This is a genomic window from Rhodococcus sp. BP-241 (assembly GCF_019836145.1).
In the GTDB taxonomy this organism is placed as follows: Bacteria; Actinomycetota; Actinomycetes; order Mycobacteriales; family Mycobacteriaceae; genus Rhodococcoides.
This window is the reverse complement of the sequence record NZ_JABUEI010000004.1, coordinates 257,586-282,305: the sequence shown is the minus strand read 5'-3', so window position 1 is coordinate 282,305 and position 24,720 is coordinate 257,586. Positions and strand designations below refer to the sequence as shown.

Below are 24,720 nucleotides of genomic sequence, written 5' to 3'. Positions count from 1 at the left end.
TGGGTCAGGCGCGACGACGCTGCGCGAGGCGGGCGACGAGACGCCACCCGAGCAGGAACACCGCCAGCGTCACCGTCGCGACCACGATGAAGCTGAAGGCCGTTCCCTCGCCGGACACCTGCCGCAGCACCATGCCCACGACCACGGCGCCGATCCACGCGAGAACCCCGGTGGGGACCAGGGACACCGCGACGAACTTCTCGCGGTACAGCGCGTAGGTCACCGCCCATCCCACGGCGAGGCCGACGAGGAACGGCCAGGCCGTCGACAGAGTGCCCCCGACGGTCACGCCCTCCTCGTGGCTGCCTCGGCCGATGGCGCTGAAGACGAGGACGAGAACGACGTCGATCACCGCCGGCACTGCGAGGGCCGACAGGGCGGGAGTGCGGGTGCGCGCGGGCATGCCACCAGACTACGAGGCGCCGAGACGCGGAAAGACCCGCACCGGCGCCGGCTGTGCGGGCGTCGAGCGGGTCTTTCCGGGAGGAGATCAGGCCTGGTGGCCGGCCTCGATCTCGAGCAGCAGGCCGATCTTGTCGCCGACGACGGCGCCGCCACCCTCGAGGGGCATGTCGATGCTGATGCCGAAGTCCTTGCGGTTGATCGTGGTGGTGGCCTCGAAGCCGGCGACCGGTCCGTTGCCCATGCCGGCGTTGACACCGTTGAACTCGACGTTCAGATCGATGGACTTGGTCACGCCGTGCAGCGTGAAGTCACCGGTGAGCACGAAGTCGTCGCCCTTGGCCTTGACCGAGGTGGACCGGAAGGTGGCAGTGGGGAACTTCTCGACCTCGAAGAAGTCGGCGGTCTTGAGGTGGCCGTCGCGCTGCGCGTTGTCGGTGGTGATGGAGGCGACGTCGATCTCGGCGTCGATGGTGGGCGCGCCGTTCTCGTCGACCGTGATGGTGCCGGTGAAGGTCTGGAAACGGCCACGGACCTTGCTCACCATCAGGTGGCGGACGGTGAACCCGACGGTCGAGTGGGTGGCATCGATGGCCCACGTGCCGGCGGTGAGCTGGGGGACGGACACTGCTGCAGTCATGACGAACTCCTGTGTGGTTGAAGGTTCAAGCCTCACAGTACACAACCGGACCGCGGTCCGCATCTATTCCCGCGGAGGAGAATCCTTGCCGAGCGGGTGGGTGGCCGACGGCTGTTCCGTCCGCTCCCGAAGTTCCGTCCGCTCGCGCTGCTCGACGGCGAGATCGAAGTGCAGGTCCTCGTGCTGATGCTTGCGGAACAGGATCAGGAAGACGACCCAGCCGACGAGTGCCACCAGGATGAAGCTGACCAGGCGATACACCAGTGCGGACGCGACCGCTTGTGACGCGCTGATGCTGGCCGCGGTGGTGAGGGTCGCGATGAGAGTGGCGTCCACGATGACCAGACCACCGGGCGCACCGGGGATGGACCCCACCGTCTTGCTGGCCGAGAAGGCGATGAGGAGCCCGTAGATCTTCGGATCCGCGCCGATGGCGTAGCAGGCGAACCCGAGGCACGCGACGTCCGCGAGGCGGTGCACCGCGGAGAAGCCGAGCGACACCGTGCCGTCGCGGGCACCGAGGCGTACCGACTTCACCTGCTCGACGATCTCGTCCAGCCGGGCCATGCCCGTGTCGGGATCGTTGTTGCGCAGCGAGTTGTACTTCGACAGCCCCCACCGGCCGATGCCCACGATCGACTGCGGGTGGGAGCGGACGTAGCGCACGCCGGCGATGAGGGCGATCACGCCCGCGACGGGGACGATCAGTGCGAGGGTGTTGGCGCTGCCGCCGACGAGGAAGGCTCCCGTCACGCCCAGGACAGCCAGCCCGAGCGCGGCGATGACGCCGGAGATGGCGAGCTGCCACGACGCGACCACCGGGCTCGCGCCCCAGCGGCGTGTCTCGCGGTACGTGAACGCTGTGGAGAAGACCTGGCCGGCCGGCAGTGTCAGCGCCATGGCGGTGCTGCCGTAGATGACGGAGAGCGAGCGTCGCTGCGATACGCGGACACCGCCCGCGCGCAGCAACTGCTTCTGGACACGCGCGAACGCGGACAGCGAGATCGCTTGCATCACGACGCAGGCCGCGGCCCATCCCCAGTGGATCTCGGTGAGGGCGCGCCACGACTCGTGCAGGCGCGGCCACAGGTAGACACCCTCACCGACCAGCAACGCCACGAGGGCGACCGCGGCCACCCAGCGCAGCCATCGCCATCTGCCACCGGCGCGGGGCGACCCAGCGGATCGGCCCTGCTCCGGAACTACCACGGCACCGAGAGTAACGAACGGTGCCGACGATCAGCGCGGATAGTCGACCGGGGAGGCCAGGTGCGTCGCGCGCCGCCGTCCGCGCAGCTGCACCTTCTCGCCCAGTTCCCACTCGGACTGCTCGTCCTCGTCGGCGAAGTACAGTGCCGACGTCGACGCGAGAACCCGACTGGGAGTGAACTTCGCGAGTTCCGTCAGGCGCGACGCCTCGTTCACCGGATCACCGATGACGGTGTACTCGAAGCGTTCCTTGGCGCCGATGTTTCCCGCCACCGCCAGTCCGGCCGACACGCCGATGCCGATGTCGAGTCCGGCGATCTCGGTGAGCTCGCTGCGCAGTTCCCGCGCTGCGGACAGTGCCGCGGTGGGTGCGTCCGGGCGATCCAGGGGCGCGCCGAAGATGGCCAGCGCCGCGTCGCCCACGAACTTGTTGACGAAGCCGTGGTGCCGGTCGACCACGTCGACGACGACGCGGAAGAAGTCGTTGAGCAGGTCGACGACCTCGCCGGGCGGACGTTCGGAGGCGGCGGCCGTCGAGCCGACCATGTCGACGAACAGCACCGCGACGAATCGGGTCTCGCCGCCGAGCTCGGTGCCGAACTTGAGGGCGCGCCGCGCGACGTCCTCACCGACGTGCTGCCCGAACAGCTCGCGCAGGACTGCACGCTCCGACGCGTCGGCCATCATCCGGTTGAAGCCGACCTGCAGACGGCCGATCTCACTGCCGTCGAACACCTCGACCTGGACCTCGGTGTGGCCCTCCTGCACCTTCTCGATGGCGCGGCGCAGCTGACGGATGGGATCGGAGATCTGGCTGGCGGTGAGCATTGACAGACAGAACGCCTGAATGATCGCCAGCACGCAGAGCAGGCTGATGGCGATGGCCAGCGAGTCGGGGGAGAAGACCAGGTCGGTGGTCAGCTGGGTCGCGCACAGCAGCAGGATTCCGACGACGGGGATCAGTGTGCCCAGTCCCCACGTCATCGCCATGCGTGTACCCACACCGGGCGTCATCGTGCGGTCGAAACTGCCCTCGCTGAGCGCCTGCGCGGCGACGGGCCGGAGGATGCGTTCGCCCAGCATGTAGGTGAAGCCGAAGGTGATCGCCGCGGACATGGCGACCGTCACCGCGACGGCCACCGCGAGCGACGGCATCTCCGACGCGGTGAGCAGCATGAAGATGACGCCGCCCACGATCCAGAGCACCAGGTGCACGATGGCCTGGCGCAGCGGTGCGTGCAGGGCGGCCATCTGCTCGGATCGACTGGGCGGTCCACCGCGGATCTGCCACCGCATGACACTGCGCAGCATGACGGCGGCGGTCGCGAGGCTGACGACGGCCGCGAAGAGCAGGTACGCCCCGAAGATGAAGACATTGCGCACCCGATCGACGACGATCGACTCGTTCTCGGGAATGGGCAGCCCGTACCGGACGAAGGCGAACACCAGGATCGCGCCGAGCAGATTGGCCAGGAGCATCGACGCGAGGTACAGCGGCCAGCGACTTCTCAGGGTCAACGAGACCGCACGTAGAAGCGTCAGCACGAGGTCAACTTACCGGGTGCTCGGTTAGGCTTCCTCGGTGACGGACGATCCGGCGGAGTCGGTACACCCTGTGGTACGTGTCGGCGCTGCGTGGACGTGGCGTCTGTTGGTGTTGTTCGCCGGTCTCGTGGTGATCGGCATGATCGTGCACCGGCTCGAGAGCGTCGTCGTCCCGGTGGCACTCGCCCTGCTGGCGTCGGCGCTGCTCTCCCCGCTCGTCGACTGGATGCAGCGGCGCGGCATCCCGCGCGTCGTCGCGGTCATCGTCTCGATCCTCGGCAGTCTCGGGCTGCTGGTGGGCATCCTGACGTTCGTCGTCGAGCAGTTCATCGAGGGCGTCCCCGCCCTCACGGAGCAGTTCACCGGCAGCGTCACCCAGATCCAGGACTGGCTGACGCAGGGGCCCCTGCACTTCAGCGAGGACCAGATCCGCAGTGCCGGCGACTCGGTGGTCCGGTCGGTGCAGTCGAATCAGGAAGCCCTCACCAGTGGCGCGTTGACCACCGCCGCGGTGATCGGCGAGATGCTCACCGGGGCTCTGCTCGTGCTCTTCACCCTCATCTTCTTCCTCTACGGCGGACAGCAGATCTGGGACTTCGTGTCCCGGATCGTCCCGACGCGGGCGCGCCGCCGCGTCCGGTTGGCAGGCAGCCAGGCGTTCGGCTCGCTGGTGGGGTACGTGCGCGCCACCGTCGCGGTCGCCGCCGTGGACGCCATCGGTATCGGCACGGGACTGGCGATCCTCGGTGTCCCGCTGGCTCTTCCGCTGGCGTCACTGGTGTTCATCGGAGCGTTCATTCCCATCGTGGGTGCGGTGCTCACCGGCTTCGTCGCGGTGCTCGTCGCCCTGGTGACCAAGGGATTCATCACGGCGCTCATCGCACTCGCGATCGTCATCGCCGTGATGCAGGTCGAAGGCCATGTGCTGCAACCACTCCTGCTCGGTCGCGCAGTCCGTGTGCATCCCCTGGCCGTGGTGCTCGCCATCGCCACCGGCATCGTCATGGCGGGCATCATCGGTGGCCTGCTCTCGGTGCCGCTCGTCGCGATGGCCAATACCGCTATCCGCTCACTGCTCGCCGACGATCCCGAGGAGGCGTACGAGGAGATCGCCGACACGGATCCGTCGGAACCGATGTTCCCGGCCGCGCCGAACAGTCCGCACCCCGAGAACCAGAAGCTGAGCCGTGGCGAGGTCGACGGTCCCGCGAGCTGACGCCACCGGTGTCGCGGAGGCACCGCTGTGGCGCGCCGCGGCAGCGTTCCGACTGGTCACCGTCCTGTACGTGGTCGGGTTCCAGTTGGTCGTCCAGGACCGGTACGACGCACCGCGCCTGAGCTGGCTGTTCGTCGTCGTCACCGTCATCTGGTCCGGAATCGCGGCCGTCGCGACCCTGACGACGCCCGCGCGGCGCCCCGTCGTCGTCGCCGACCAGATGATGACGCCGGCATTGATCTGCAGCACGCTGCTGGTGGCGAGTCCGGCATGGCGCCAGGACCACCAGGTGCTCCCGACGACGATCTGGGTGGCCAACGCCGTGATCGGTGCCGCCGTCCTGGGAGGCCCCCGAGCGGGGCTCGCCTCGGCGGCAGTGATGACCGCCGCCATCGCCGTGGTGCGCGGCACCGTCGACGGCGAGTTGTGGCGCGACTCGACCGGGCCCGTGCTGTTGTCCGTCGGTCTGGCACTGGGGCTCGCGGCGCGGACGGCGCGCCTCGCACGCAGCCGCCTGGACGAGGCGGTGGCCCTGGCCGCGGCGACCGCGGAACGCGAGCGCCTGGCCCGCGAGGTGCACGACGGTGTGCTGCAGGTGCTGGCCATGGTCAGTCGTCGCGGCCACGAGATCGGCGGCGCAGCAGCAGAACTGGCAGATCTCGCCGGCAGCCAGGAGGCTGCGCTCCGCGCCCTGCTGTCCGGGTCGGCCACCGGGCGTACCGACGGCACTGCCGACCTGGCCGCGCTGGTGCGCGCTGCGGTGGGCACGCGCGCCGTGGTCTCGGCGCCGTCCGAGGCCGTCGTTCTCCGGGCGTCGGCCGCGTCGGAGCTCGCGGCCGCGACGCTCGCCGCCGTCGACAACGCGCATCGACACGGCGGGTCCGACGTCCACGTGTTCGTGCTGGTGGAGGACTTGGGGGACGAGGTGATGGTGACGGTGCGCGACGACGGAGCAGGAATGGCACCCGGCCGTCTCGACGAGGCGCGTGCGGAGGGACGGCTCGGCGTCTCCGGCTCGATCGTGGGCCGGACGGCAGCCATCGGTGGGCGTGCGAGGGTGGACAGCAGGCCAGGAGAGGGAACGGAATGGGAACTGACGCTGCCACGGACAGCGCCGACGCCTCGGTGACGGTGATGGTCGTCGACGACCACCCGATGTGGCGTGACGGAGTGGCGCGGGACCTCGACGCGCGGGGCTTCCGTGTGGTGGCCACCGCCGACGGAGTCCGCTCGGCCACCGCGCGTGCGCGGGCGACGTCGCCGCAGGTGGTCGTCATGGACATGGACCTCGGAGACGGAACCGGAGCCGAGGGCACCGCGTCGGTGCTGGCGGTCTCGCCCGACAGTCGGGTACTGGTGCTCTCCGCGTCCGCCGAACGGGACGACGTGCTCGGCGCGGTCAAGGCTGGGGCGACCGGCTACCTCGTGAAGAGCGCCTCCATCGACGATCTGGTGTCCGCCGTACAGGCGACGAGTCGCGGCGATGCGGTGTTCACGCCCGGACTGGCCGGGCTGGTGCTCGGGGAGTACCGGCGCATGGCAGCCGCCCCCACGGCTGCGGAACCGCCTCCCGTGCTGACCGAACGCGAGACGGAGGTGTTGCGCATGGTCGCGAAAGGGTTGAGCGCCAAACAGATCGGCACTCGGCTCGGTATCAGTCATCGCACCGTCGAGAACCACGTGCAGGCGACCCTGCGCAAGCTGCACCTCGCGAATCGTGTCGAACTCACCCGGTGGGCGCTCGAGCAGGGGCTGCAGTGACGGCGTCGTGTTCACTACTCTGGTCGCCATGACCGGAGACGGCACCGACCCCAGGAACATGCGCGTGAGCGACGCCGAACGAGAGCACGTGGGCGGCCTGCTCCAACGCGCCGTCGGACAGGGGATGCTGTCGCTCGGCGAGTTCACCGAGCGGATGGACTCGGTACTGGCGGCCAAGACGCGCGGTGAGCTCAACGCGGTGCTGGTCGACCTGCCGGGCATGACACTGCAGGGCGGCCCACCCCAGCAGGCCGGGCCGCTCGCCGTGGTCCCGAGCGACGCGCTGACGTCGGCACCCGGACACCCGGCCACCGACGGTGCACCCGTGGACATCCGAGCCACGATGTCGACGGTCACCCGTTCCGGTACCTGGACCGCGCCGTCGGCCATCCGGGTCGCGTCGAAGATGGCCACGGTGACCCTCGACTTCAGTTCCGCGGTTCTGACCTCGCGCGAGGTGCGGATCGACGTGGACGACTACTGCAGCACCATCACCGTCGTGGTGCCCGAGGGTGCGTCGGTGGATCTCGACGGCGTCGACACCATGGGCGGCAGTGCGACCAACAAGGTGCGCAGCCGGCCCGTCGAAGGGGGACTGCACGTCGTCGTGCGCGGACGCATCCGCTTCGGATCCGTCACGGCCAAGCACCCGTTCGGGACGTCCATCAAGCGCATGTTCGGGTAGGAACTGCACCCTCGGCTGAGTAGAACGGCGTCGGACTCGAGTAGTTTCCCGTGTTCCCCCGGTTGGCCCCGGCCAGCACGATCGAGATATGACCACTCCCTCGATAGATCCGCGACTCGTGCACGTGTTGTCCGGTGAGGTCGCCTCCCTGCAGCAGCATCTCGCCCGCGTCGGCCACGACCTGGGTCTCCTCCGACAGCAGCTCGACGGTTCGCCGATGCAGGCCCCGCTCCAGGGGCCCCCCCAGCAGCACCCCGTCTCGAGGCCACAGGTGCAGAGTCCTCCGGTGTCGACTCACCCGGTACGGCCGATCCCGCGCCCGATGCCCACGCCTCCCCGTGACACCACCCCGTGGTGGCAACGCGACGGTGTCGTCAGTCGTGTGCTTGCCGCCGCGGGCGCTGCGGTGACCGCCATCGGTGTCGTGATGCTGGTGGTGCTCGCGGCGCAGTCGGGCTGGTTCGGGCCCGGTCCTCGTGTCGCCGCGGGTGCGTTGCTGTCCGGAGCGCTCGTCGCCGCCGCGCACCGTGTGGTCGCCCGACCCGGTGGCCGCGTCGGCGCCGTCGCACTCGCCGCGACGGGATTCGCCGGGCTGTATCTCGACCTCGCCGCCGTCACCGCGCTGTACGGGTGGGTGCATCCCGTCGTCGGGCTCGTGGTGGGACTCGGTGTCGCCGCGCTCGGTGTCGCGGTCGCACTGCGCTGGTCGTCGCAGTCACTCGCGGTGATGGTCGTGGCCGGCATCGCGACACTGGCACCCGTCGCCACGGGCGGCATCACGCCGGCGCTCCTCGCATTCCTGGTGGTCGTGCAGATCGCCGCCTCGCCGGTCGAGGTCCGCGAACAGTGGGTCTGGTTGCGCGTCGTCCGCACCGTCCCGGTCGTCGGAGCGGTGCTGCTCGCCGGGCTGCTCGCCCACGTGGAGACGGTCCCGACCGCCGATCTGCTGCCGCTGCTCGTCGTCGCGGGACTGTCCTTCGGCACCGCTGTCGTCGCCTGGTGGACCACCCTCGCCCACCGCGCCGTGGACCCGGCGTCGCTCGCCTCGATCGCGGCCACCGCCGCCGCGGTCCTCGTCACCGCGACGCTGTTCTCTCGCCCCGTCGCCGGCGGCGTCGACGCTGCGGTCGCGCTCGCACTGGTGGCGATCCTGGTCGCTCGACGCGAGCTGGTCACCACGGTTCGTCTGGTGCTCACAGCGACGGCCTCGGTGGCGGTGGCGTCGGCGCTGGTGACGGGCACGGCCGATCAGGTCCGCATTCTCGCCCTGCTGCTGGTCGCCACCACGGCGCTTCTCGTCGGCGCCCGGACCCGCTCGGGTGTGTCGGCCGCAGCCGGCGCGTTCTTCGCCCTCCTCGGAACCAGCGCACACTCGCAGATCACCTCGGTCGACTCGCTGAGCAGCCCCGTTCGCGCGCTCGACTCCGGCTGGGCCTCGGTGCCCGCGTCGGTCGCCATGATCGCGATGGCTGTGGCGGGAGTGCTCGCGGCACTGCGCACCATCGAGGACGCGACGCTCCGAACCCTCGCCGCCGGCCTGGCGGGAGTCGCCGGCCTCTTCGGTGCGACGGCGGTGTGCGTCATCACCGGCATCGAGATCGGCGGCCGCACCGGGTTCGTCGTCGGCCACGGCGCAGCGACCATCGTGTGGATGACCGTCGCCGTCGCACTGCTGATGCGTGGTCTGTCCGACGCCACCGGTGCCCGCGCGGTCCTCACCGCAGGTCTGACCGTCGCGGCCTCGGCCATCGCCAAGCTGTTCCTGTTCGACCTCAGCGCACTCGGTGGACTGCCCCGCGCCGCAGCGTTCCTGGTGGCGGGAGTGATGCTGCTCGGTATCGGCACCCGCTACGCGAGGTCGTTCGCGGACCGCGCCGTCACTGCCGACGCTGGCGGGCCAGCAACTCGCTCACACTGATGGCACCGGACTGACCGTGGTGACGACCGCCCGACTCGTCGTCCCCGTCCCGAGCCCGCCGGCGACCCGATGTGGTCGTCGGCGGTGTCTCGTCGGGCTCGGGGACCTCGGGCGTGGAGGGGTTGTGGGTCTCGGGCTCGGGTGCCGGCCGATCCTCGCGCTCGGGCATGCGCAGACCGGCGATCCAGGAATCGACCTCGGCGCTGGTGCGCGAGCCGTTCCCGTGGGGCCCTCCGTTGCCGTGACCGTTCCCGGTGCCGTTCCCGTTGCCGTTGGAGTGGCCGTTCCTGTTGCTGTCGCCGTTGCGGGGCCGATCGATATCGATGCCGTCGCCCGAGACCGAGCCGTACCGGAACGACGTGGTCTCGTGCCCGTTCGAGCCGTTCGAGCCGTTCGAACGCTGAGCGACCGACGGCGCGCGGAGTTCGGCGAGCCAGCTCTCGATGGGGCGCGGGGCGGGTGCGCCGTTCCGCGGTGCCGGCTCGGCCGACGTCGGCTCGGGACCGGCCGTCGGACGACTCTGCTGATCGTCGGAGGCCCGGGCGGGTCGGGTCTCTGCCGGGCGGGCGACCCGAATCTCCTCCGCGGGCGCGGGCGCGGGTGCGACGGGAGGTGCCGTGGGTTCGACGGCGCGCGGTGCGACGGGCTCCGGCGCGGCGGGCTGCTGCACCGGGGGTTCCTGCACAGCGGGCTTCTGCACGCGCTCGGGAGCCGGACGCGGGGCGACCGGCCGGGGACGATCGGGTGCGACGCGCTCGGGCATTGCACGAGCGGCCGACGGGCCGCTCTGCATGACCCGCGGAATCGGCTGGGTGAGCGGTTCCCGCGTCCGCGCCGGGAGCGGTGCGGACCCGATCGCGACGAGCTCGGGGACATCGGTGGGCATCATCTCGGCGTCGAGGATCGGCTCGCCGAGCCCCAGCTTCTGCTGGATGCGCTTCATCCACTGCGGCGCCCACCAGCAGTCGTCGCCGAGCAGCTTCATCGTCGCCGGGACCAGGAACATGCGGATCAACGTCGCGTCGATGATGAGCGCGGCGATCATGCCGTAGGCGATGTACTTCATCATCACCAGCTCGGAGAAGGCGAAGGCGCCCGTGACGACGATGAGGATCAGTGCGGCCGCGGTGATGATGCGACCGGTGTGCGAGGTACCGACGCGAATGGCCTCGGTCGTACTGGCTCCGCGGGCTCGTGCCTCCACCATGCGGGAGAGCAGGAACACCTCGTAGTCCGTCGACAACCCGAAGATGATCGCGATGATCAGCACCAGGACCGGGGCCATGATCGGCCCGGGAGTGAAGTTCAGCAGACCCGCGCCGTTGCCGTCGACGAAGATGAACGTGAGGATGCCGAGCGTCGCGCCGAGGCCCAGCGTGGTCATCAGGATGGCCTTGAGGGGGAGCACCAGCGACCCGAACGTGAGGAACATCAGCAGCGTCGTGACCAGCACGACGAGCGTCGCCATGAGGGGTAGTCGGTCCACGAGCGCCGCGATCGAGTCCTGCTCGATGGCGGGCGTGCCGCCGACCGACAGGGTCACCCCGTCGGGAACGTCGATGGAGCGGATGTAGTCGATGGCCGGCGACGACACGTTGCGGTCGACCAGGCCCGCCTTGAGCACGGCGACACCGTTCTCGTTGCGCTCGATGGAGAACCGTTCGACGAGCCCGGGAGCGTTGGACGCCTCGCGCAGGACCGTGCCCAACTGCGGACCCTCCGCGTTCTCGAGCACGATCTTGAGCGGCTCGGTGCGGTAGGACGGGAAGTTCTCGTCGAACACGTTCTGGGCGACACGGGTGGGGTTGTCCGGCGGCAGGTACGTCTCGTTGATGCCGCCGAACTTGATGGCACCGACCGGCAGCGTGAGGATCAGCAGGCCCAGGACGATGGGCACGCACACCTTGAGCGGGTTCCGCATGACCCAGCGCGTGAGCTTGCCCCACGGCCCGGACTCGATCTCCTCGGTCGTCTTGGTCTTGCGCATGCTCTTCAGTCCGAGAGCGTCGATGCGCGGGCCGAGGATCGACAGGATCGCCGGGAGAATGGTGATGGCGGTCAGGGCCGCCAGCGCGACGGTGGCGATCGCACCGAACGCGACGGACTTGAGGAAGCCCTGCGGGAAGAGCAGCAGACCGCCGAGGCTCGCGACAATCATCGTCGCCGAGAAGACGACCGTGCGGCCCGCGGTCATGACGGAGCGTTGCACGGCCTGCTGTGTCGTGCGGCCGTCGGCCAGTTCCTCTCGGAACCGGCTGACGATGAACAGCGCGTAGTCGATGGCCAACCCGAGACCGATGAGCGAGACGACGGGCGCGACGAAGCTGTTGACCTCGACGAAATTGGTGAACAGCCGGACCATGCCGTTGGCCGCGACCACGGTGAGACCACCGATGATCAGTGGCAACGCCGCAGCCACGACGCCGCCGAACACGAAGAACAGGAGCACGCCCACCACGGGGATGGCGAGGATCTCCATGCGCTTGATGTCGCCGGCCATGGTGTCGTTCAGCGCGTTCGCGATGGGCTGGAGGCCGGCGAGCTGCACGTCGACGCCGTCGATGGCGAACGCGTCCTTCACGTCACGGAAGTTGTTGGTCAGTTCCGTGTCGTTCGCGCCGGCGATCGCGAACGTGGCGATCGCCTTCGTCTTGTCGGGCGAGGCCAGCGCGGGGAGCCGCTGCTGGAAGTAGTTGATGTTGATCTTCGAGATCTTGTCCGAGTGCGCCGCCATCATGGCGTCCTGACCAGCGGTGACGGTCTGCTGGAACGCCGGGTCGTCGACCGTCGATCCCTCGGGTGCGGTGTAGAGAGCGACGACGTCGCCGGTGCTGTCGCGACCGAAGGTGCCGTCCGCGGTGACGGCGGCGTGCACCGACTCCGAGTTCGGGTCGTCCCAGCCGCTCTGACTCAGGTGATCGTTGAGGCTGAGTCCGTACGCGGCGAGGCCCAGCAGGAACGCGACCATCACACCGATGACGGTGAACCGTGATCGGTGAACCAGATCTCCCCAGCGAGAAAACACTCAGGACACTCCTTGACGCCCGACGAGCAGGGCGGACAGCGGACGGAACGGCTGCAGCCAGGCGCCCTCGTCCGGAAGGGACTCGAGGCTGACCCGCGGCAGTGGTTCGCGGAACACGCCGGGGATGTCCTCGAGATCCAGGAACTCGAGAGTCTCCGACGTGACGGCCCAACTGGCGTGTTCACGGAACCCGAGGATCTGAACGGGCACACCCGTTGCCGCGATGGCTTCGAGTGGGAGCCGGAAGGCCTGGCCGTCCGCGGACGCGACCACCACTCCCGCGAGACCGTGGTCCCGTGAGCGGAGCTCGATGTGATCGAGCATGTCGGAGTCGACGTCGCTGTCCTCGTCGATCTTCGGCTTGGCGAAGACCGCGAAGCCCACGTTACGCAAGGCCTCGACCCAGGGACGAACGACGTCGGCGCTGCCCTGGGCGATGTTCGTGAAGACGGTGGCCTCGGGTTCGAGGCTCGCGGTCTGGTGCGCGGAGAGCTGGGCGGTGCGGCCGAGCAGCCATCGGCCCAGCGCATCGAAGCGCGGGCGGTAGGCGGCGGTGGGTCGTCCGCCCAGGATGGCGCCGAGGCCCATGTCCAGATTGGGCGCATCCCAGACGAGCAGGACCTTCTTGGTATGGCGAGAATCACCGGCGCCGTCGAGCACGGCCGTGTCCGTGTTCTGTTCGTCCACGCTCATCGGAGTGGGTTCTCGCTCTCTCGTCGCGTGATCGTCGCCGCAGCGACGTCGGTCGCTCCGGTGGATGGCCTGCCCCAGACGAACTCGCTCGTCGGCCTGCCGACCTGCTGGGCCTTGCCCTCGAACTTCGTCACCGGACGGTCGACGGACAGGGAGGACCCCTCGACGGTACGTCGTTCGGCATCGAACGGCAGCCGCGTCAGAGCGGGCTCCGCGTCACCGACCTCCTCGATCCACTCCGCGTAGTCGGCGTGGTCGGTGGCGACGTGGAGAATGCCGCCGGGCTCGAGACGGTCCGCCACCAGGGCGAATGTGGCGGCCTTCAGCAGTCGGCGCTTGTGGTGCCGGGCCTTGGGCCAGGGGTCGGGGAAGAAGACTCGGACGCCGGCGAGCGAACCGGGAGCGACCATGTTCTCGAGCACGTCGGCAGCGTCGCCCCGCAGAATGCGCAGGTTGGAGAGACCTTCTCGCTCGATCCCCTGGACCGTCTGCGCGATGCCCGGTCGGTAGACCTCGACGGCGACGAGGTTCACGTGCGGTTCGGCGGCCGCCATCGCGAGCGCGGCGGTGCCGGTCCCGGAGCCGATCTCGAGAACCACCGGGGCGGTCCGGCCGAACCACGACGCGGCGTCGAGCGGCTCGTCGGCCACCTCGCGGCCGATGCCGGGCCACATCCGGTCCCACGAGGCCTGCTGCGGTTCGGTGAGCGCGCCGCGTCGGGACCGGAAACTGGTCACCCGGGGATACAGCCGGGAACCGCCGGACCGGCTCTCGTCGGCACCGTCGGACAGGCCGTTCTCGGGCGCTGCGTCCACGGCACGGGGGTCGGTCATCCTGTCATTGTCTCCCATGGACGCATTTCGTGACAGCAGGGTCTCGACTTCAGGTCGAGACTCTGGCCTACCGACACCGGGATCGGCGTGTGAGAATCGCCCCGTCGCATCTGCAGAATCGGGGGATCACGGATGCCGGGTACCGAGTCGAGCGCGCTGCACCGCGCGGTGACCGAGCTGGAACGCAGCGTCGACGACGCCGCTCTGCGGGCGGTGATCGAGCGATGGCGTTCCCCGGTGCGTCTCGCCGTCGCGGGACGCCCCGGTGCGGGCAAGTCCCGCGTCGTCACGGCGCTGGTCCTTCCCGAGGCGGCCGAGGTGCACGGGGTGGACGCCCCCGACCTTCCTCCTCCCGTCCTGGACCACGACGTTCTCGCGCTCGTCGTCGCTCGGACCGTGAGCGCCGCGGACCTCGAGGTGGTGGCGGCACGGCCCGGCGGTGACACCCTCGTGGTCCTCGGGCGCACCGACCTCCCGATCGACGCGGACGCCGTCGCCGCGGTGCTGCCGGCCGGGATGCCCGTGATCGGCGTGGACGACGTCGACACGCTCACCCGTGCCTGGGCGACGGCGGTGTCGCGCGCGGCGAGGTGCCGCGACATCGCCCTGCTCGCCGCGGTCGAGACGGTGGCCGCTCGGAGTGCGCTCGGAAGGTCGTCGATCGAGACGTTCCTGCGCGCCCCCGAGGTGGCTCACGTCCGGAGCGGTGCACGCGCGTGAGTCTCGACCTGCCCGCCGACGCGGCCCGAGTGGTGCGGACGTGGAGTCCCGACTCCCTGAGTCGGCTGGGGCGAGGACCCGCACCGGCGCGCACCGTCGCCGTTCTGGCGGCACCGGGTCTCGACCAGGAGGCGGTCGGTGCGGTGGTGACCTCCGCGGGATGGTCCGTCCGTCCCGTCTGCGCGGCCTCGGCCGTACTCGTCCTGGTGGATCCCGCCCTGCCGCCGGGCGGTGCCCTCGTCCGGGCGGCGCGGTCGATCCCGGCCGATCTTCCGGTGGTGCTCCGGATCGCCGCCGAACCGGACGACGCGCGGCGCGTCCTCGCCCGATGGGCGGCGTCGGTCCCGCGCGCCGACGCGGTGGTGGTGTGCGGTCCCGACGACGATGCAATCCTGGACGCGCTCGCTCGGGCAGCGGACCGGGTGGATCCGGCAGAGGCGGAGCGGACGGCGGTGGACCGTACGCTGGCCGAGGCCCGCACGGCACTGACAGCGGCAGCCCGACGCGACACGGGCAGCGCGGACCTCGCCGACGCGCGGGAACGCCGGCGCCGGGCCGCGTCGATCGCGACGGACGACGGACTGCTCCTCCGGCGGTCGACGGCCGAGCTGCGCCTCGATCTCGCCCACCGGGTCGGCGTGCATCGGCGGGAGACGGGCGCGCGGGTCGCCGCCGCCGTCGGGGACGCGAGCTTCGCCGACCTCCGACGCCTTCCGTCCGTGGTCGCCGCGGAGATCGATGCGGCGACGGGTCGGCTCGCGGACGAGGTGACCACCGCGCTGACCGCGGTCGGCGCCGTGGACTCCGCACCCCCGGTCGAACGCGCGTCGACGACCCACCAACCGCCCCCGTCGGCCGGGTGGGGAGTCGACGACGTGTTGGCGGGTGTCGTCGGCGCCTCGGCGGGTGCCGGGGTGGGGCGGGTGGCGGTGTGGGCGGCCTCCCTCGGCGGCGCGTCGGCCGGGTTCGTGACCGTGCTCTGCGCCGCGATGATGGCCGCCGCGGTGGTGCGGACGAGGCTGCTCTCGACGCGCCGCGCGCGCCTGCGCCGATGGGCTGCGGACGTGGTGGCCGATGCCGCCTCCGGCTGGGAACGGGACACCGCGTCCCGTCTCGTGATCGCCGACTCGTGGCTGACCGCGAGACTGTCGGCGCAGGTCAGAGACGCCTCCGCCCGGCGGAACGCGCTGATCGCGGAGATCGACGGCGAGATCCGAGACATCACGTCCCGAGCTGCCTCGCGGGTGGCCGCCTATCAACGGGATCTCGACGTGCTGGACCGCGTCGCCCTCACTTTCGGGCGGCGGGGAACCGTCTCTTCGCTGGATGCGTCCAAGCACGAGGTGGGAACGACAGCGAGGAACACGGGGGACTGAGATGGCCGAGTGGTCGGGATCGTTCGACCCGGACGGGCCGGGTGTCGCGGACGACGGGTTCGACCCCGCCCTCGATCTCGACGGGGACGGCACCGCCGACACGGCGGTGTTGCACGGAGGTCTGTCCGACGTCCACGCGTCGGCATTCCATCGGAGTGCGACGGAGATGACGGTTCTCAGCGATCTCGACGGTGACGGCGACGTCGACCGTGCGACGGTCTTCGAGGCCGACGGCGACTACACCGTGTGGGTGTCCTCCACCGACCTCGCGGACGGTCCCGACGCCGTCTGGCGTGCGTCCGAGCGCGGCTCGCTGTGACGCGATAGACACCAAATGTCCTGACATAGTGCGCTTTACGGCCAGGTCACTGAATCGGTTTTGTGACGGAACGGACATGCCCCGAGTGCCCTGGCCGTTCTTCACAGCGTTAACCTCTAGGTCCAGGACACTCGGGGCCCTGCGATCTGTCGATCGAAGGTCACGGGACTACCCCGCCCACTGGGAACCCATGGTTCGCTCACGCACTTCGGTTCGGCGCCGATCGACGGACCGAGGCGGTGACGGCCACACGTTCCTGCACCACCCCAGGAGACAAGATGACCGCGACCATTCCGGGTCTCAACGGAACCGACGGCACGCCGCCCACGACGCATGCAGGCCTGCTGGCCTGGGTACGTGACGTGGCCGAGCTGACCCAGCCCGACCGGATCGTCTTCGCCGACGGTTCGGACGAGGAGTGGAACCGCCTCACCGACCAGTTGGTCGACGCGGGGACGTTCACTCGGCTGAACGCCGAGAAGAAGCCCAACTCGTTCCTGGGCAACTCCGACCCGTCCGACGTGGCGCGCGTCGAGTCGCGGACCTACATCTGCTCCACTCGGGAGATCGACGCCGGTCCCACCAACAACTGGATGGACCCGGAGGAGATGCGCGGCACGATGCGCGATCTCTACCGCGGATGCATGCGCGGTCGCACCATGTACGTCATCCCGTTCTGCATGGGCCCGCTCGAGGCCGACGACCCCAAGCTGGGTGTCGAGATCACCGACTCCGAGTACGTCGTCGTCTCCATGCGCGTCATGACGCGCATGGGTGCGAAGGTGCTCGAGAAGCTCGGGGACGACGGCTTCTTCGTCAAGGCTCTGCACTCGCTCGGAGCCCCGCTCGACGAGGGTCAGCAGGACGTCCCGTGGCCGTGCAACGACACCAAGTACATCTCGCACTTCCCCGAGGACCGCGAGATCTGGAGCTACGGCTCCGGCTACGGCGGCAACGCGCTGCTGGGCAAGAAGTGCTACTCGCTGCGTATCGCGTCGGCCATGGCCCACGACGAGGGCTGGCTGGCCGAGCACATGCTGATCCTCAAGCTCATCTCGCCGGAGGACAAGGCGTACTACATCGCCGCGGCGTTCCCGTCCGCCTGTGGCAAGACCAACCTCGCGATGATCCAGCCGACCATTCCGGGCTGGCGCGCCGAGACCATCGGTGACGACATCGCGTGGATGCGCTTCGGCAAGGACGGCCGGCTGTACGCGGTCAACCCGGAGTTCGGCTTCTTCGGTGTCGCGCCCGGTACCAACTGGGACTCGAACCCCAACGCGATGCGCACCATCGATCAGGGCAACGCCGTCTTCACCAACGTCGCGCAGACCGACGACGGCGACGTCTGGTGGGAGGGCCTCGAGGGCGACCCCCAGCACCTGATCGACTGGACCGGCAAGGACTGGACGCCGGACTCGGACAGCAATGCGGCGCACCCCAACTCGCGCTATTGCGTGCCGATGTCCCAGTGCCCGTCCATGGCGCCCGAGTGGGACGACCCGCAGGGTGTGCCGATCTCGGCGATCCTCTTCGGTGGCCGTCGCAAGACCACCGTTCCTCTGGTCACCGAGGCTCGCGACTGGCAGCACGGCGTGTTCATGGGCGCCACCGTCGGTTCCGAGCAGACAGCAGCGGCCGAGGGAACCGTCGGCACCATCCGCCGCGACCCGATGGCGATGCTGCCGTTCCTCGGATACAACGTCGGCGACTACTTCCAGCACTGGATCGACCTCGGCAAGAACGCCGACGAGTCCAAGCTCCCGAAGGTGTTCTACGTCAACTGGTTCCGCCGCGGCGACGACAAGCGCTTCCTGTGGCCCGGATTCGGTGAGAACTCCCGCGTGCTGAAGTGGATCGTCGAGCGCATCGAGCACAAGGCCGCCGGTGTCGACACGCCCATCGGTGTGGTGCCCACGGCCGACGCGCTCGACATCGACGGACTCGACGTCGCCACGGCCGATGTGGCCGAGGCGCTCGCGGTGAACGTCGACGAGTGGAAGAAGGAGATCCCGCTCATCGAGGAATGGTTCGACTTCGTCGGCGAGAAGCTCCCCACCGGCATCCAGGACGAGTTCGACGCTCTCAAGCAGCGCCTGAACTCCTGATCCACCACCACTGACGCCCGCTCCCGATCACGGGGGCGGGCGTCAGTGCTGTCTCGGGGTGACCAGTGCGGCCGCTCCTGTGAGAGTCCCGACGGCCCCGAGGGCAGCGGGGACCACCGTGAACGACTCGAGGAAGCCGAGCCGGGCGTGCAACGCGACGGTCTCGCGGATGGGGTTCCACAGCGCCGGGCCGGCCGCGCTGAAGCCACCGCCGAGGACGGCCGTCTCGATGTCGAGCAGCGCCGCGGCGGACGCGATCGCCTGTCCCAGCGCCACGCCGGCCCGCTGGAGGGCGGCGACCGCCACCGGGTCGGCGGCGCGGGCCGACTCGGCGAGGTCGATGCCGGTGGCACCATCCCAGCCGTTCTCGCGGGCCCAACGGACCGCGTTCGGGCCGCTGGCGACCGTCTCGACACAGCCGACCCCGCCGCAGGTGCAGGGTTCGATGGATCCGGGGACGACGATGTGTCCCACGTGCCCGGCGTTGCCGCTGTGGCCGCGAACGATCTCGCCGCCCAGGACCAGGCCGCCGCCGATGCCGGTCGACACCACCATGCCCAGCACGTTCTGCACGTGGCGGGCGGCCCCGAAACGATGCTCGGCCAGGGCCGCGCACGCACCGTCGAGTGCCAGGGTCACGGTGGCGTTCGGAACCACGCCGCGGACGGCCTCCACGAGCCCGAAGCCCTCGTACCACTCCGCGATGTTGATCGGCGCCACGGTGCCGGCAACGGTGTCGACGGGCCCGGCCGAGGCGATACCGACGGCCCCGATGTCCTGGAACTCGACCCCTGCCGCGGACACCACCGAGAGGAGAAGCTCCTCGCACGCCGCCCAGACGTTCTCGGTGGGGGTCGGAACGACGACGGGGTCCTGCGGTCGTCCGTCGGCACCCACCACCGCGGCGGTGAACTTGGTGCCACCGATGTCGAGTGCGAGCGATGTTCTCTCGGTCGTCGTCATTCACGCCACCCTAACGGGAAGCCCGAGTCGCTCTGTATCACCGCAGGGCTGGCGTACTCCTGTGGAGTGTGACCACAATTCATGCCATGGACGGGGGTCCGGGGCCGAGAGGCGCCGTCCCGAGTGACGCACGCGCGCTCGGGACTCACTTCGGTCGGGCCCGTCGGGACCCGGCCGGTGATGCCGTGTGGGCGACCGCCGCCGACCACTTCCGGGCATGGCGGGACGACGGCGATCGAGCCCGCTTCGACGATCTCGTGCGGGTGCTGACGCCGCCTCTGTGGCACGTGGTGCGCGCGGCCGGCACCGACGAGGACCAGGCTTTCGACGTTATGCAGACGGTGTGGCTCGCGTTGATCAAAGATCCGCACCGGGTGCGCGACGGCGATGCCGTCGGCAAGTGGTTGGTGGTCAGCGCGCGGCGGGAGTCGTGGCGCGTGGTGGGGCGCGATCGCCGGGTGACACCGCTCGACCCCGTCGAGGTCCCCGAGCTGGTCGCCGACGGAACCGCCGAGACCGAGGCGGTGGAGGCGTCGCATCGCGAGGTTCTGTGGCGACAGGTGGGAGCGCAGTCCGAGCGGTGTCAGCGATTGCTCCGCGTCGTCGCCTGTCTCGACACCACCGACTACCGCACTCTCGCAACCGATCTGGGACTCGCCGTCGGCAGTATCGGCGCCATCAGAAGGCGGTGCCTCGATGCGCTGCGCTCGTCGCTCGAGAAGGAGGGCTGGACCCGTGGGTGACGTCTGGTCTGCACGAGACAGGGATCTGCTCGAGGCACTGCAGGAGATGTGGTCTCATCGCGACCCACCGCCCGCGGGACTCGCGGACGATCTGATCGCCGTGCTCGCCGGCGCCGGTCTCGAGGAGGACTGGGCACTGCTCAGACTCGTCGGCGGCGACCTGACGGGCATCCGGTCGTCGTCGGAGGTGTCGACGTTCGAGTTCGACCTCGGTTCGGTCTCCGTCGTGGTGCGCCTCGCTCCAGAGTCGCCGTCGAGCAGACGCCTCGACGGATGGCTCACCCGTGCCGGCGATCCGGGCGACGCCGCGTATCCACCGGGCCGTGTCGTCCTCGTGATCGACGACGCCGAACGTGTCGGCGTGATCGACGCGGAGGGTCGTTTCGAGTTCAGCGGCATCCGAGGCGACCACTGGCGCCTCCGCTTTCTCGCGCCCGACGGCGCCCGCCGTTTCCAGACTCCCGACATGCCGCTCTGAGAGAGGAACCCCCATGACATCGTCCTTCGAGAACGAGCCGCGACCTTCAGAGAACGAGCGGTGGTCGCGAGTACCGGACATCGCTGTCGGAGTGCCCGGTGACCGCGGTCGCCAGCAGCCGACGGTGTACCTTCGGACGGCTCTCCTGGTGGACCGGTCGGCATCGCACCAGGACGATCCGCTCACCGACCTGCGTTCGGCGGCGGAGCGATTCGGATGGGAGATCGACGCGGATCGCGGTGTGAACCGGGTGGTGCGGGTCCGCGATCGCACCCGCGACGACGAGGGAGTGGAACGGTCGATGCAGCGGGTGCTGCTCACAGCGACCTCCTCGTCCCCGACTCCCGACGTCGACGCCGTCGCAGTACTCCGCGCGTTCCGCGAAGCGAACACTGATTCGGACGTGACGGTCACCCTCGAACACGTCCTGGCGGCCGGGCCCTTCATGAGTCCGTTCATGTCCCCCTTCATGTCGCCGTTCATGAGTCCGTTCATGTCGCCCTTCATGTCCCCGTTCGTGTCCGGCGGGTCTCCCGCCGGGTCGTACGCCTTCCCCGGAGCGGGTGGCCGACAGCCCGTGGCGTTCGTGGGCAGACCTCCGGTGCGTACGCCCGACGATCGGATGACGAGCACCCGACCGCGTGTGGCGATACTCGACACCGGGTGCGGCGCGCACGACTGGCTGACGTTCGTCGAGCGCGGGGTGGACCAGAATCCGGTGATCGGGGTGCATGATCCGGCGACGGATCCGGAGGTCCACCCGGACGTGCTCGGTCCACTCGACGGGGCGATGGATCCGCTCGTGGGGCACGGCACGTTCATCGCCGGTCTGGTACACCAGGAGGCGCCCGACGCGGACATCCTCGCCGTTCGCGTACTGGAGAAGGACGGCATCGTCCACGAGTTCGATCTGATCGCAGCGCTGTCCGGTCTGGCGCACTGGATCGAGGCGGACGGTGCGCACCGCGTCGACGTCCTGAACCTCTCGCTCGGGTACTACCACGAGGACGTCGAGGACCGGATGTTCCCGTCATTGCTGCGCGACGTCCTCACCGATCTGCGGGTTCTCGGCGTCACGGTCGTCGCATCCGCTGGTAACGACGCGACGAGCCGTCCGTGTTACCCCGCGGCGTTCGCGGTGGACCCCGTCGTCGCGGGGGCCGCGCCGCTCGTCGCCGTCGCGGCCGACAATCCCAACGGAACGCCTGCGATGTTCAGCAACGCGGGAGCCTGGGTCACGACGTCGATGACAGGAGCGGCAGTGATGAGCACGATGCCTGACTTCGACGCCGGGTCGAGCCCACTCGCACGGTCCGCATCGACCTCGGGTGCCGCACGCGAGACCATCGACCCGGACGACTTCCTCGGCGGTTTCGGGGTGTGGAGTGGAACGTCGTTCGCTGCGCCGATCGTGGCCGGCCGCATCGCCGCCGCGCTGACAGGCGGAGCCGTGTCCGCGGCCGACGCGGTGGCGGTCGTGCTGGGTCGTATCTCCGAGGAACATGCTGCACTTCGCGCGAAAGCGGCTGCGCGCGTGAGGGGAAGCCGGTGATGCCCGCATCGTGACGGAGTCCGCACGCGCGTTGTGCGACACCGCACTCGCGCTCATCAGCGCCGGGCGTCACGACGACGCCCGGCGACTGCTGGTGCGCGCGGAGAGCCTCGAACCGGACGGGGTCGTGCGTGCGGACGTCATCGCCGCCGCCACCTGGGTCATGGTCGAGACGGGCGAGTTGGCCGGTGCGCGGGAGCGGTGTCGCCGCGAACTGGGGGACCACGACGCCGGCCGGACCGACCTCGGTCCGGGCGGTCGGGCCGTGGTGCTGGCGCGGCTCGCGGCGATCGAGGTGCGGGCGGGGAACGACGACCTCGCATTGACACTGTTCGCCGGCGCAGTCGGTGATCTCGGTGACCTGCCCGCAGCGCGCGGTCGCACACTCATCAACCGGGCGTACGTGTTGCTGCGCCGTAGGGAACTGGTCGCGGCTGCCACCGACCTCGACCGGGCCGCCGACGCGTTCGCCGAGGTGGGCGATGATGTGGAACTGGCGAAGGTGACACACAACCGCGGGTACGTCGATCTGCTCGCCGGCGATCTCGCGGGCGCGCTGGATCGGATGACCACGGCCCGCCTGACGCTGCGTCACCTGTCGGCCGCGCATCGTGCGGTGTGCGATCTCGACCGCGCGGAGGTGCTCGAGGCAGCGGGGATGGTCGGGGACGCTGTCGACACTCTCACCGAGGTTCTGGCGCTGTTGGAGTCGACGTCGGAATGGCACACGCGGGCGGAGGCGGAACTCGCTCTCGCGCGGCTCGTCGCCGTCGACGATCCGGGGCGAGCCGCCCGCCTGGCGGACGATGCCGCTCGACATTTCCGCGACCATGGAAGCGAGGTCTCCGCCGTGCGTGCCGACGCGATCGGCATGCGCGTACGGCTGGTCGCGGGGACGGAGCCGGCGTCCGTGGCCGCGGCGGAGTCCCTCGCGTCACGTCTGGACGGTGAGCACCTGACGTCCGAGGCGGCGGACCTGAGAGTGCGGGTGGCGTTGCGACTGCTCGACACCGACGGGCCCGATGCGTCCGAGGACTACGCGCAGCGCATCGATGTTCGTCCCGATGCGCCGGTACCCACTCGGCTGCTCGATGCGCAATACCGCGCCGAGGTCGCGCGTCGCCGCGGTGACCCGCGGTCCGCGTTGCGCCGGGTCGCCGCCGTCATGGACGACTTCATCGACTGGCAGACGCATTTCGGCAGCCTCGGACTGCAGGTGGCGACGCAGCACCGGGTACGGGAAGTGTTGGTGCAGGGCATGACCTCCGCGTGGGAGACCGGAGACCCGCACGAGGTGTTGGCATGGTCGGAGCGGGCTCGCGGTGCGGCGGCGGCGTGGAACCCGGTCGGCGCGCCGCGTGATCCTCGCGTGAGCGTGGCGTTGGCGGAACTGCGGTCGCTGCGCGACTCGTCCGACCACGCGCGTGTCACGGAGCTGCACCGGTGGGTGCGCGATCTGGGATGGACGGGATCACGTCCGGGGCCGGTCGACCGTCCCGGGCTCGACGACGCCCGGTCCGCGCTGCAGAGTGCCGGAGCCGACCTGGTGACGTACCTGTGGCTGCGGGACCGCGTCGTCGCGTTGACGGTCACCGAGAGTGGTCCGAGACTGCACGATCTCGGCCCCTGGGCCGATCTGGACGCGGTCGTCGCCGGGTTGCCGGCCGACCTGGATCTCGCTGCGGCCGACCTCGGGGCGTCGCTCGCCGCGGGCGTGGCGACCTCGCTCCGACGCCGCCTGGCCCGGCTCGATGCGATGCTCGTCGAACCGCTCGACGAATTGGGTCGACGACGCGTACTGCTGACCGTGCCCGGTGTGCTCGGTGGTGTTCCGTGGGCGATGTTGCCGTCGTTCGCCGGGCGGTCGTTGTCGTCGGCGGTGTCGGTCGGGTGGTGGATGGGAAGTGCAGGGACACAAAGATGGTCGGGCCCGGCGGCGGTGATCTCGGGGCCTGGAACCGACCACGGTGAGCGTGAGGCGGCATCGGTCGCGGACGCGTGGTCGGGTACGTGCGTGGTCGGCGCGGAGGCGACGACGGAGCGGGCGTCGGCACTCGCGGCGGAGTCGGCCACGCTTCACGTGACGGCCCACGGCGGCCTCTCCCGCGAGCACCCGCTCTTCTCGTCGATGCGCCTCGCCGACGGCCCGTGGTTCGGGCACGACGTGTGCCAACTTCCGCAGGTGCCCTCCCTCGTGGTGGTGTCGGCGTGCGAGATGGGCCGTGCGGTAGGCGAATACGACACGTTGGGGATGGCGCGTGCGTGGCTGCACGCAGGTGCGCGGTGCGTCGTTGCGGCACCCGCCAACATCGACGACGCGCGCGCCGCGGACGTGCTGCCCCGGATCCATCGGCGTATCGCCGCGGGCGTGACGCCCGCAGACGCCCTCGTCCCGGAGTTCGCCGACGGATTGCACGGCACCGGAGTTCCGATTCTGTGTTACGGAAACGGATGGTAGGTGTATCTCCGCACGCGGTCCGCGCTCCTTCGGTTATGTGAGTGAGGCGACAAGCGCCGACTCTTCCAACCGACGG

At 69.9% G+C, this 24,720-nt stretch carries 21 protein-coding genes; 13 read left to right on the top strand and 8 right to left on the bottom strand.

Annotated features, from left to right (window positions below):
- Nucleotides 1–4: 4 nt before the first annotated feature.
- From HQ308_RS10540 to HQ308_RS10525, 4 genes are all read right to left on the bottom strand, one after another.
- Nucleotides 5–403, bottom strand: a complete 399-nt coding sequence (locus HQ308_RS10540; protein WP_222632196.1) for a DUF3054 domain-containing protein — start codon at nt 401–403, stop codon at nt 5–7.
- Between the two features lie 87 nt (nt 404–490).
- A complete protein-coding gene (locus HQ308_RS10535; protein ID WP_027506170.1) occupies nt 491–1,042 on the bottom strand; it encodes a YceI family protein in 552 nt (183 codons plus the stop codon).
- Nucleotides 1,043–1,105: 63 nt separating this feature from the next.
- Nucleotides 1,106–2,251 (bottom strand): YbhN family protein, encoded by a 1,146-nt coding sequence (locus tag HQ308_RS10530; RefSeq protein WP_051613437.1) that lies wholly within the window; start codon nt 2,249–2,251, stop codon nt 1,106–1,108.
- Between the two features lie 30 nt (nt 2,252–2,281).
- On the bottom strand, nt 2,282–3,730 hold the full coding sequence (locus tag HQ308_RS10525) for an adenylate/guanylate cyclase domain-containing protein (RefSeq protein WP_037186160.1): 1,449 nt from the start codon (nt 3,728–3,730) through the stop codon (nt 2,282–2,284).
- Between the two features lie 103 nt (nt 3,731–3,833).
- On the opposite strand from HQ308_RS10525, the gene HQ308_RS10520 reads away from it, so the two are divergent.
- The 5 genes from HQ308_RS10520 to HQ308_RS10500 all read left to right on the top strand — a co-directional run bounded on the left by HQ308_RS10520 (nt 3,834) and on the right by HQ308_RS10500 (nt 9,376).
- On the top strand, nt 3,834–5,012 hold the full coding sequence (locus HQ308_RS10520; protein ID WP_308115743.1) for an AI-2E family transporter: 1,179 nt from the start codon (nt 3,834–3,836) through the stop codon (nt 5,010–5,012).
- The gene (gene macS, locus HQ308_RS10515; RefSeq protein WP_222632192.1) at nt 4,984–6,141 is read left to right on the top strand and encodes a MacS family sensor histidine kinase; all 1,158 of its coding nucleotides are present in this window, start codon (nt 4,984–4,986) and stop codon (nt 6,139–6,141) included. The genes HQ308_RS10520 and macS overlap by 29 nt, the downstream gene beginning before the upstream one ends.
- Nucleotides 6,099–6,773, top strand: coding sequence for a response regulator transcription factor (locus HQ308_RS10510; RefSeq protein WP_222646350.1), 675 nt, complete (start codon nt 6,099–6,101; stop codon nt 6,771–6,773). Before macS ends, HQ308_RS10510 begins: the two co-directional genes overlap by 43 nt.
- Before the next feature lie 28 nt (nt 6,774–6,801).
- Nucleotides 6,802–7,458, top strand: coding sequence for a DUF1707 domain-containing protein (locus HQ308_RS10505; protein WP_037186162.1), 657 nt, complete (start codon nt 6,802–6,804; stop codon nt 7,456–7,458).
- Nucleotides 7,459–7,546: 88 nt separating this feature from the next.
- Nucleotides 7,547–9,376 carry a DUF2339 domain-containing protein gene (locus HQ308_RS10500; RefSeq protein ID WP_222646349.1) on the top strand — a complete coding sequence of 610 codons (1,830 nt, stop codon included), beginning with the start codon at nt 7,547–7,549 and terminating at the stop codon, nt 9,374–9,376.
- Here the strand turns inward: HQ308_RS10500 and HQ308_RS10495 are convergent.
- The 3 genes from HQ308_RS10495 to trmB are packed head-to-tail and all read right to left on the bottom strand — an operon-like array spanning nt 9,336 to nt 13,927.
- On the bottom strand, nt 9,336–12,401 hold the full coding sequence (locus HQ308_RS10495; protein WP_222646348.1) for an MMPL family transporter: 3,066 nt from the start codon (nt 12,399–12,401) through the stop codon (nt 9,336–9,338). The two genes, HQ308_RS10500 and HQ308_RS10495, sit on opposite strands and share 41 nt — an antisense overlap.
- On the bottom strand, nt 12,402–13,094 hold the full coding sequence (locus HQ308_RS10490) for an NYN domain-containing protein (protein ID WP_027506176.1): 693 nt from the start codon (nt 13,092–13,094) through the stop codon (nt 12,402–12,404).
- Nucleotides 13,091–13,927 (bottom strand): tRNA (guanosine(46)-N7)-methyltransferase TrmB, encoded by an 837-nt coding sequence (trmB, locus tag HQ308_RS10485; RefSeq protein ID WP_231476385.1) that lies wholly within the window; start codon nt 13,925–13,927, stop codon nt 13,091–13,093. The genes HQ308_RS10490 and trmB overlap by 4 nt, the downstream gene beginning before the upstream one ends.
- A gap of 132 nt (nt 13,928–14,059) precedes the next feature.
- Here trmB and HQ308_RS10480 point away from each other — a divergent pair, with 132 nt between their 5' ends.
- The 4 genes from HQ308_RS10480 (at nt 14,060) to HQ308_RS10465 (ending at nt 18,450) form a co-directional block, all read left to right on the top strand.
- Nucleotides 14,060–14,647, top strand: a complete 588-nt coding sequence (locus tag HQ308_RS10480; protein ID WP_027506177.1) for a hypothetical protein — start codon at nt 14,060–14,062, stop codon at nt 14,645–14,647.
- Complete coding sequence (locus HQ308_RS10475) at nt 14,644–16,023, top strand: hypothetical protein (protein WP_222646347.1); 1,380 nt, start codon at nt 14,644–14,646, stop codon at nt 16,021–16,023. Before HQ308_RS10480 ends, HQ308_RS10475 begins: the two co-directional genes overlap by 4 nt.
- A gap of 1 nt (nt 16,024) precedes the next feature.
- Nucleotides 16,025–16,342, top strand: a complete 318-nt coding sequence (locus HQ308_RS10470; RefSeq protein ID WP_051613439.1) for a DUF6802 family protein — start codon at nt 16,025–16,027, stop codon at nt 16,340–16,342.
- A gap of 278 nt (nt 16,343–16,620) precedes the next feature.
- Nucleotides 16,621–18,450 (top strand): phosphoenolpyruvate carboxykinase (GTP), encoded by a 1,830-nt coding sequence (locus HQ308_RS10465; RefSeq protein ID WP_027506179.1) that lies wholly within the window; start codon nt 16,621–16,623, stop codon nt 18,448–18,450.
- Nucleotides 18,451–18,492: 42 nt separating this feature from the next.
- On the opposite strand, the gene HQ308_RS10460 is transcribed toward HQ308_RS10465, so the two are convergent.
- Nucleotides 18,493–19,413: an ROK family protein gene (locus HQ308_RS10460; protein ID WP_222632181.1), complete on the bottom strand. Its 921-nt coding sequence runs from the start codon at nt 19,411–19,413 to the stop codon at nt 18,493–18,495.
- A 68-nt stretch (nt 19,414–19,481) separates the two neighbouring features.
- On the opposite strand from HQ308_RS10460, the gene HQ308_RS10455 reads away from it, so the two are divergent.
- From HQ308_RS10455 to HQ308_RS22940, 4 genes are read left to right on the top strand one after another with little or no spacing between them, the layout of a single operon-like run.
- Nucleotides 19,482–20,156, top strand: coding sequence for an RNA polymerase sigma factor (locus HQ308_RS10455; protein WP_222646346.1), 675 nt, complete (start codon nt 19,482–19,484; stop codon nt 20,154–20,156).
- Nucleotides 20,149–20,634, top strand: a complete 486-nt coding sequence (locus HQ308_RS10450; protein WP_222646345.1) for a hypothetical protein — start codon at nt 20,149–20,151, stop codon at nt 20,632–20,634. Before HQ308_RS10455 ends, HQ308_RS10450 begins: the two co-directional genes overlap by 8 nt.
- 13 nt (nt 20,635–20,647) lie before the next feature.
- Complete coding sequence (locus HQ308_RS10445; RefSeq protein ID WP_222646344.1) at nt 20,648–22,186, top strand: S8/S53 family peptidase; 1,539 nt, start codon at nt 20,648–20,650, stop codon at nt 22,184–22,186.
- Between the two features lie 10 nt (nt 22,187–22,196).
- Nucleotides 22,197–24,644 (top strand): CHAT domain-containing protein, encoded by a 2,448-nt coding sequence (locus HQ308_RS22940; protein ID WP_222646343.1) that lies wholly within the window; start codon nt 22,197–22,199, stop codon nt 24,642–24,644.
- The last annotated feature ends 76 nt before the right edge of the window (nt 24,645–24,720 follow it).

Coding starts and splice junctions, on each gene's coding strand:
- HQ308_RS10540 (WP_222632196.1), bottom strand. CDS start 403: ATGCCCGCGCGCACCCGCACTCCCGCCCTGTCGGCCCTCGCAGTGCCG.
- HQ308_RS10535 (WP_027506170.1), bottom strand. CDS start 1,042: ATGACTGCAGCAGTGTCCGTCCCCCAGCTCACCGCCGGCACGTGGGCC.
- HQ308_RS10525 (WP_037186160.1), bottom strand. CDS start 3,730: ATGCTCCTGGCCAATCTGCTCGGCGCGATCCTGGTGTTCGCCTTCGTC.
- HQ308_RS10510 (WP_222646350.1), top strand. CDS start 6,099: ATGGGAACTGACGCTGCCACGGACAGCGCCGACGCCTCGGTGACGGTG.
- HQ308_RS10505 (WP_037186162.1), top strand. CDS start 6,802: ATGACCGGAGACGGCACCGACCCCAGGAACATGCGCGTGAGCGACGCC.
- HQ308_RS10500 (WP_222646349.1), top strand. CDS start 7,547: ATGACCACTCCCTCGATAGATCCGCGACTCGTGCACGTGTTGTCCGGT.
- HQ308_RS10490 (WP_027506176.1), bottom strand. CDS start 13,094: ATGAGCGTGGACGAACAGAACACGGACACGGCCGTGCTCGACGGCGCC.
- trmB (WP_231476385.1), bottom strand. CDS start 13,927: ATGACCGACCCCCGTGCCGTGGACGCAGCGCCCGAGAACGGCCTGTCC.
- HQ308_RS10480 (WP_027506177.1), top strand. CDS start 14,060: ATGCCGGGTACCGAGTCGAGCGCGCTGCACCGCGCGGTGACCGAGCTG.
- HQ308_RS10470 (WP_051613439.1), top strand. CDS start 16,025: ATGGCCGAGTGGTCGGGATCGTTCGACCCGGACGGGCCGGGTGTCGCG.
- HQ308_RS10465 (WP_027506179.1), top strand. CDS start 16,621: ATGACCGCGACCATTCCGGGTCTCAACGGAACCGACGGCACGCCGCCC.
- HQ308_RS10460 (WP_222632181.1), bottom strand. CDS start 19,413: ATGACGACGACCGAGAGAACATCGCTCGCACTCGACATCGGTGGCACC.
- HQ308_RS10445 (WP_222646344.1), top strand. CDS start 20,648: ATGACATCGTCCTTCGAGAACGAGCCGCGACCTTCAGAGAACGAGCGG.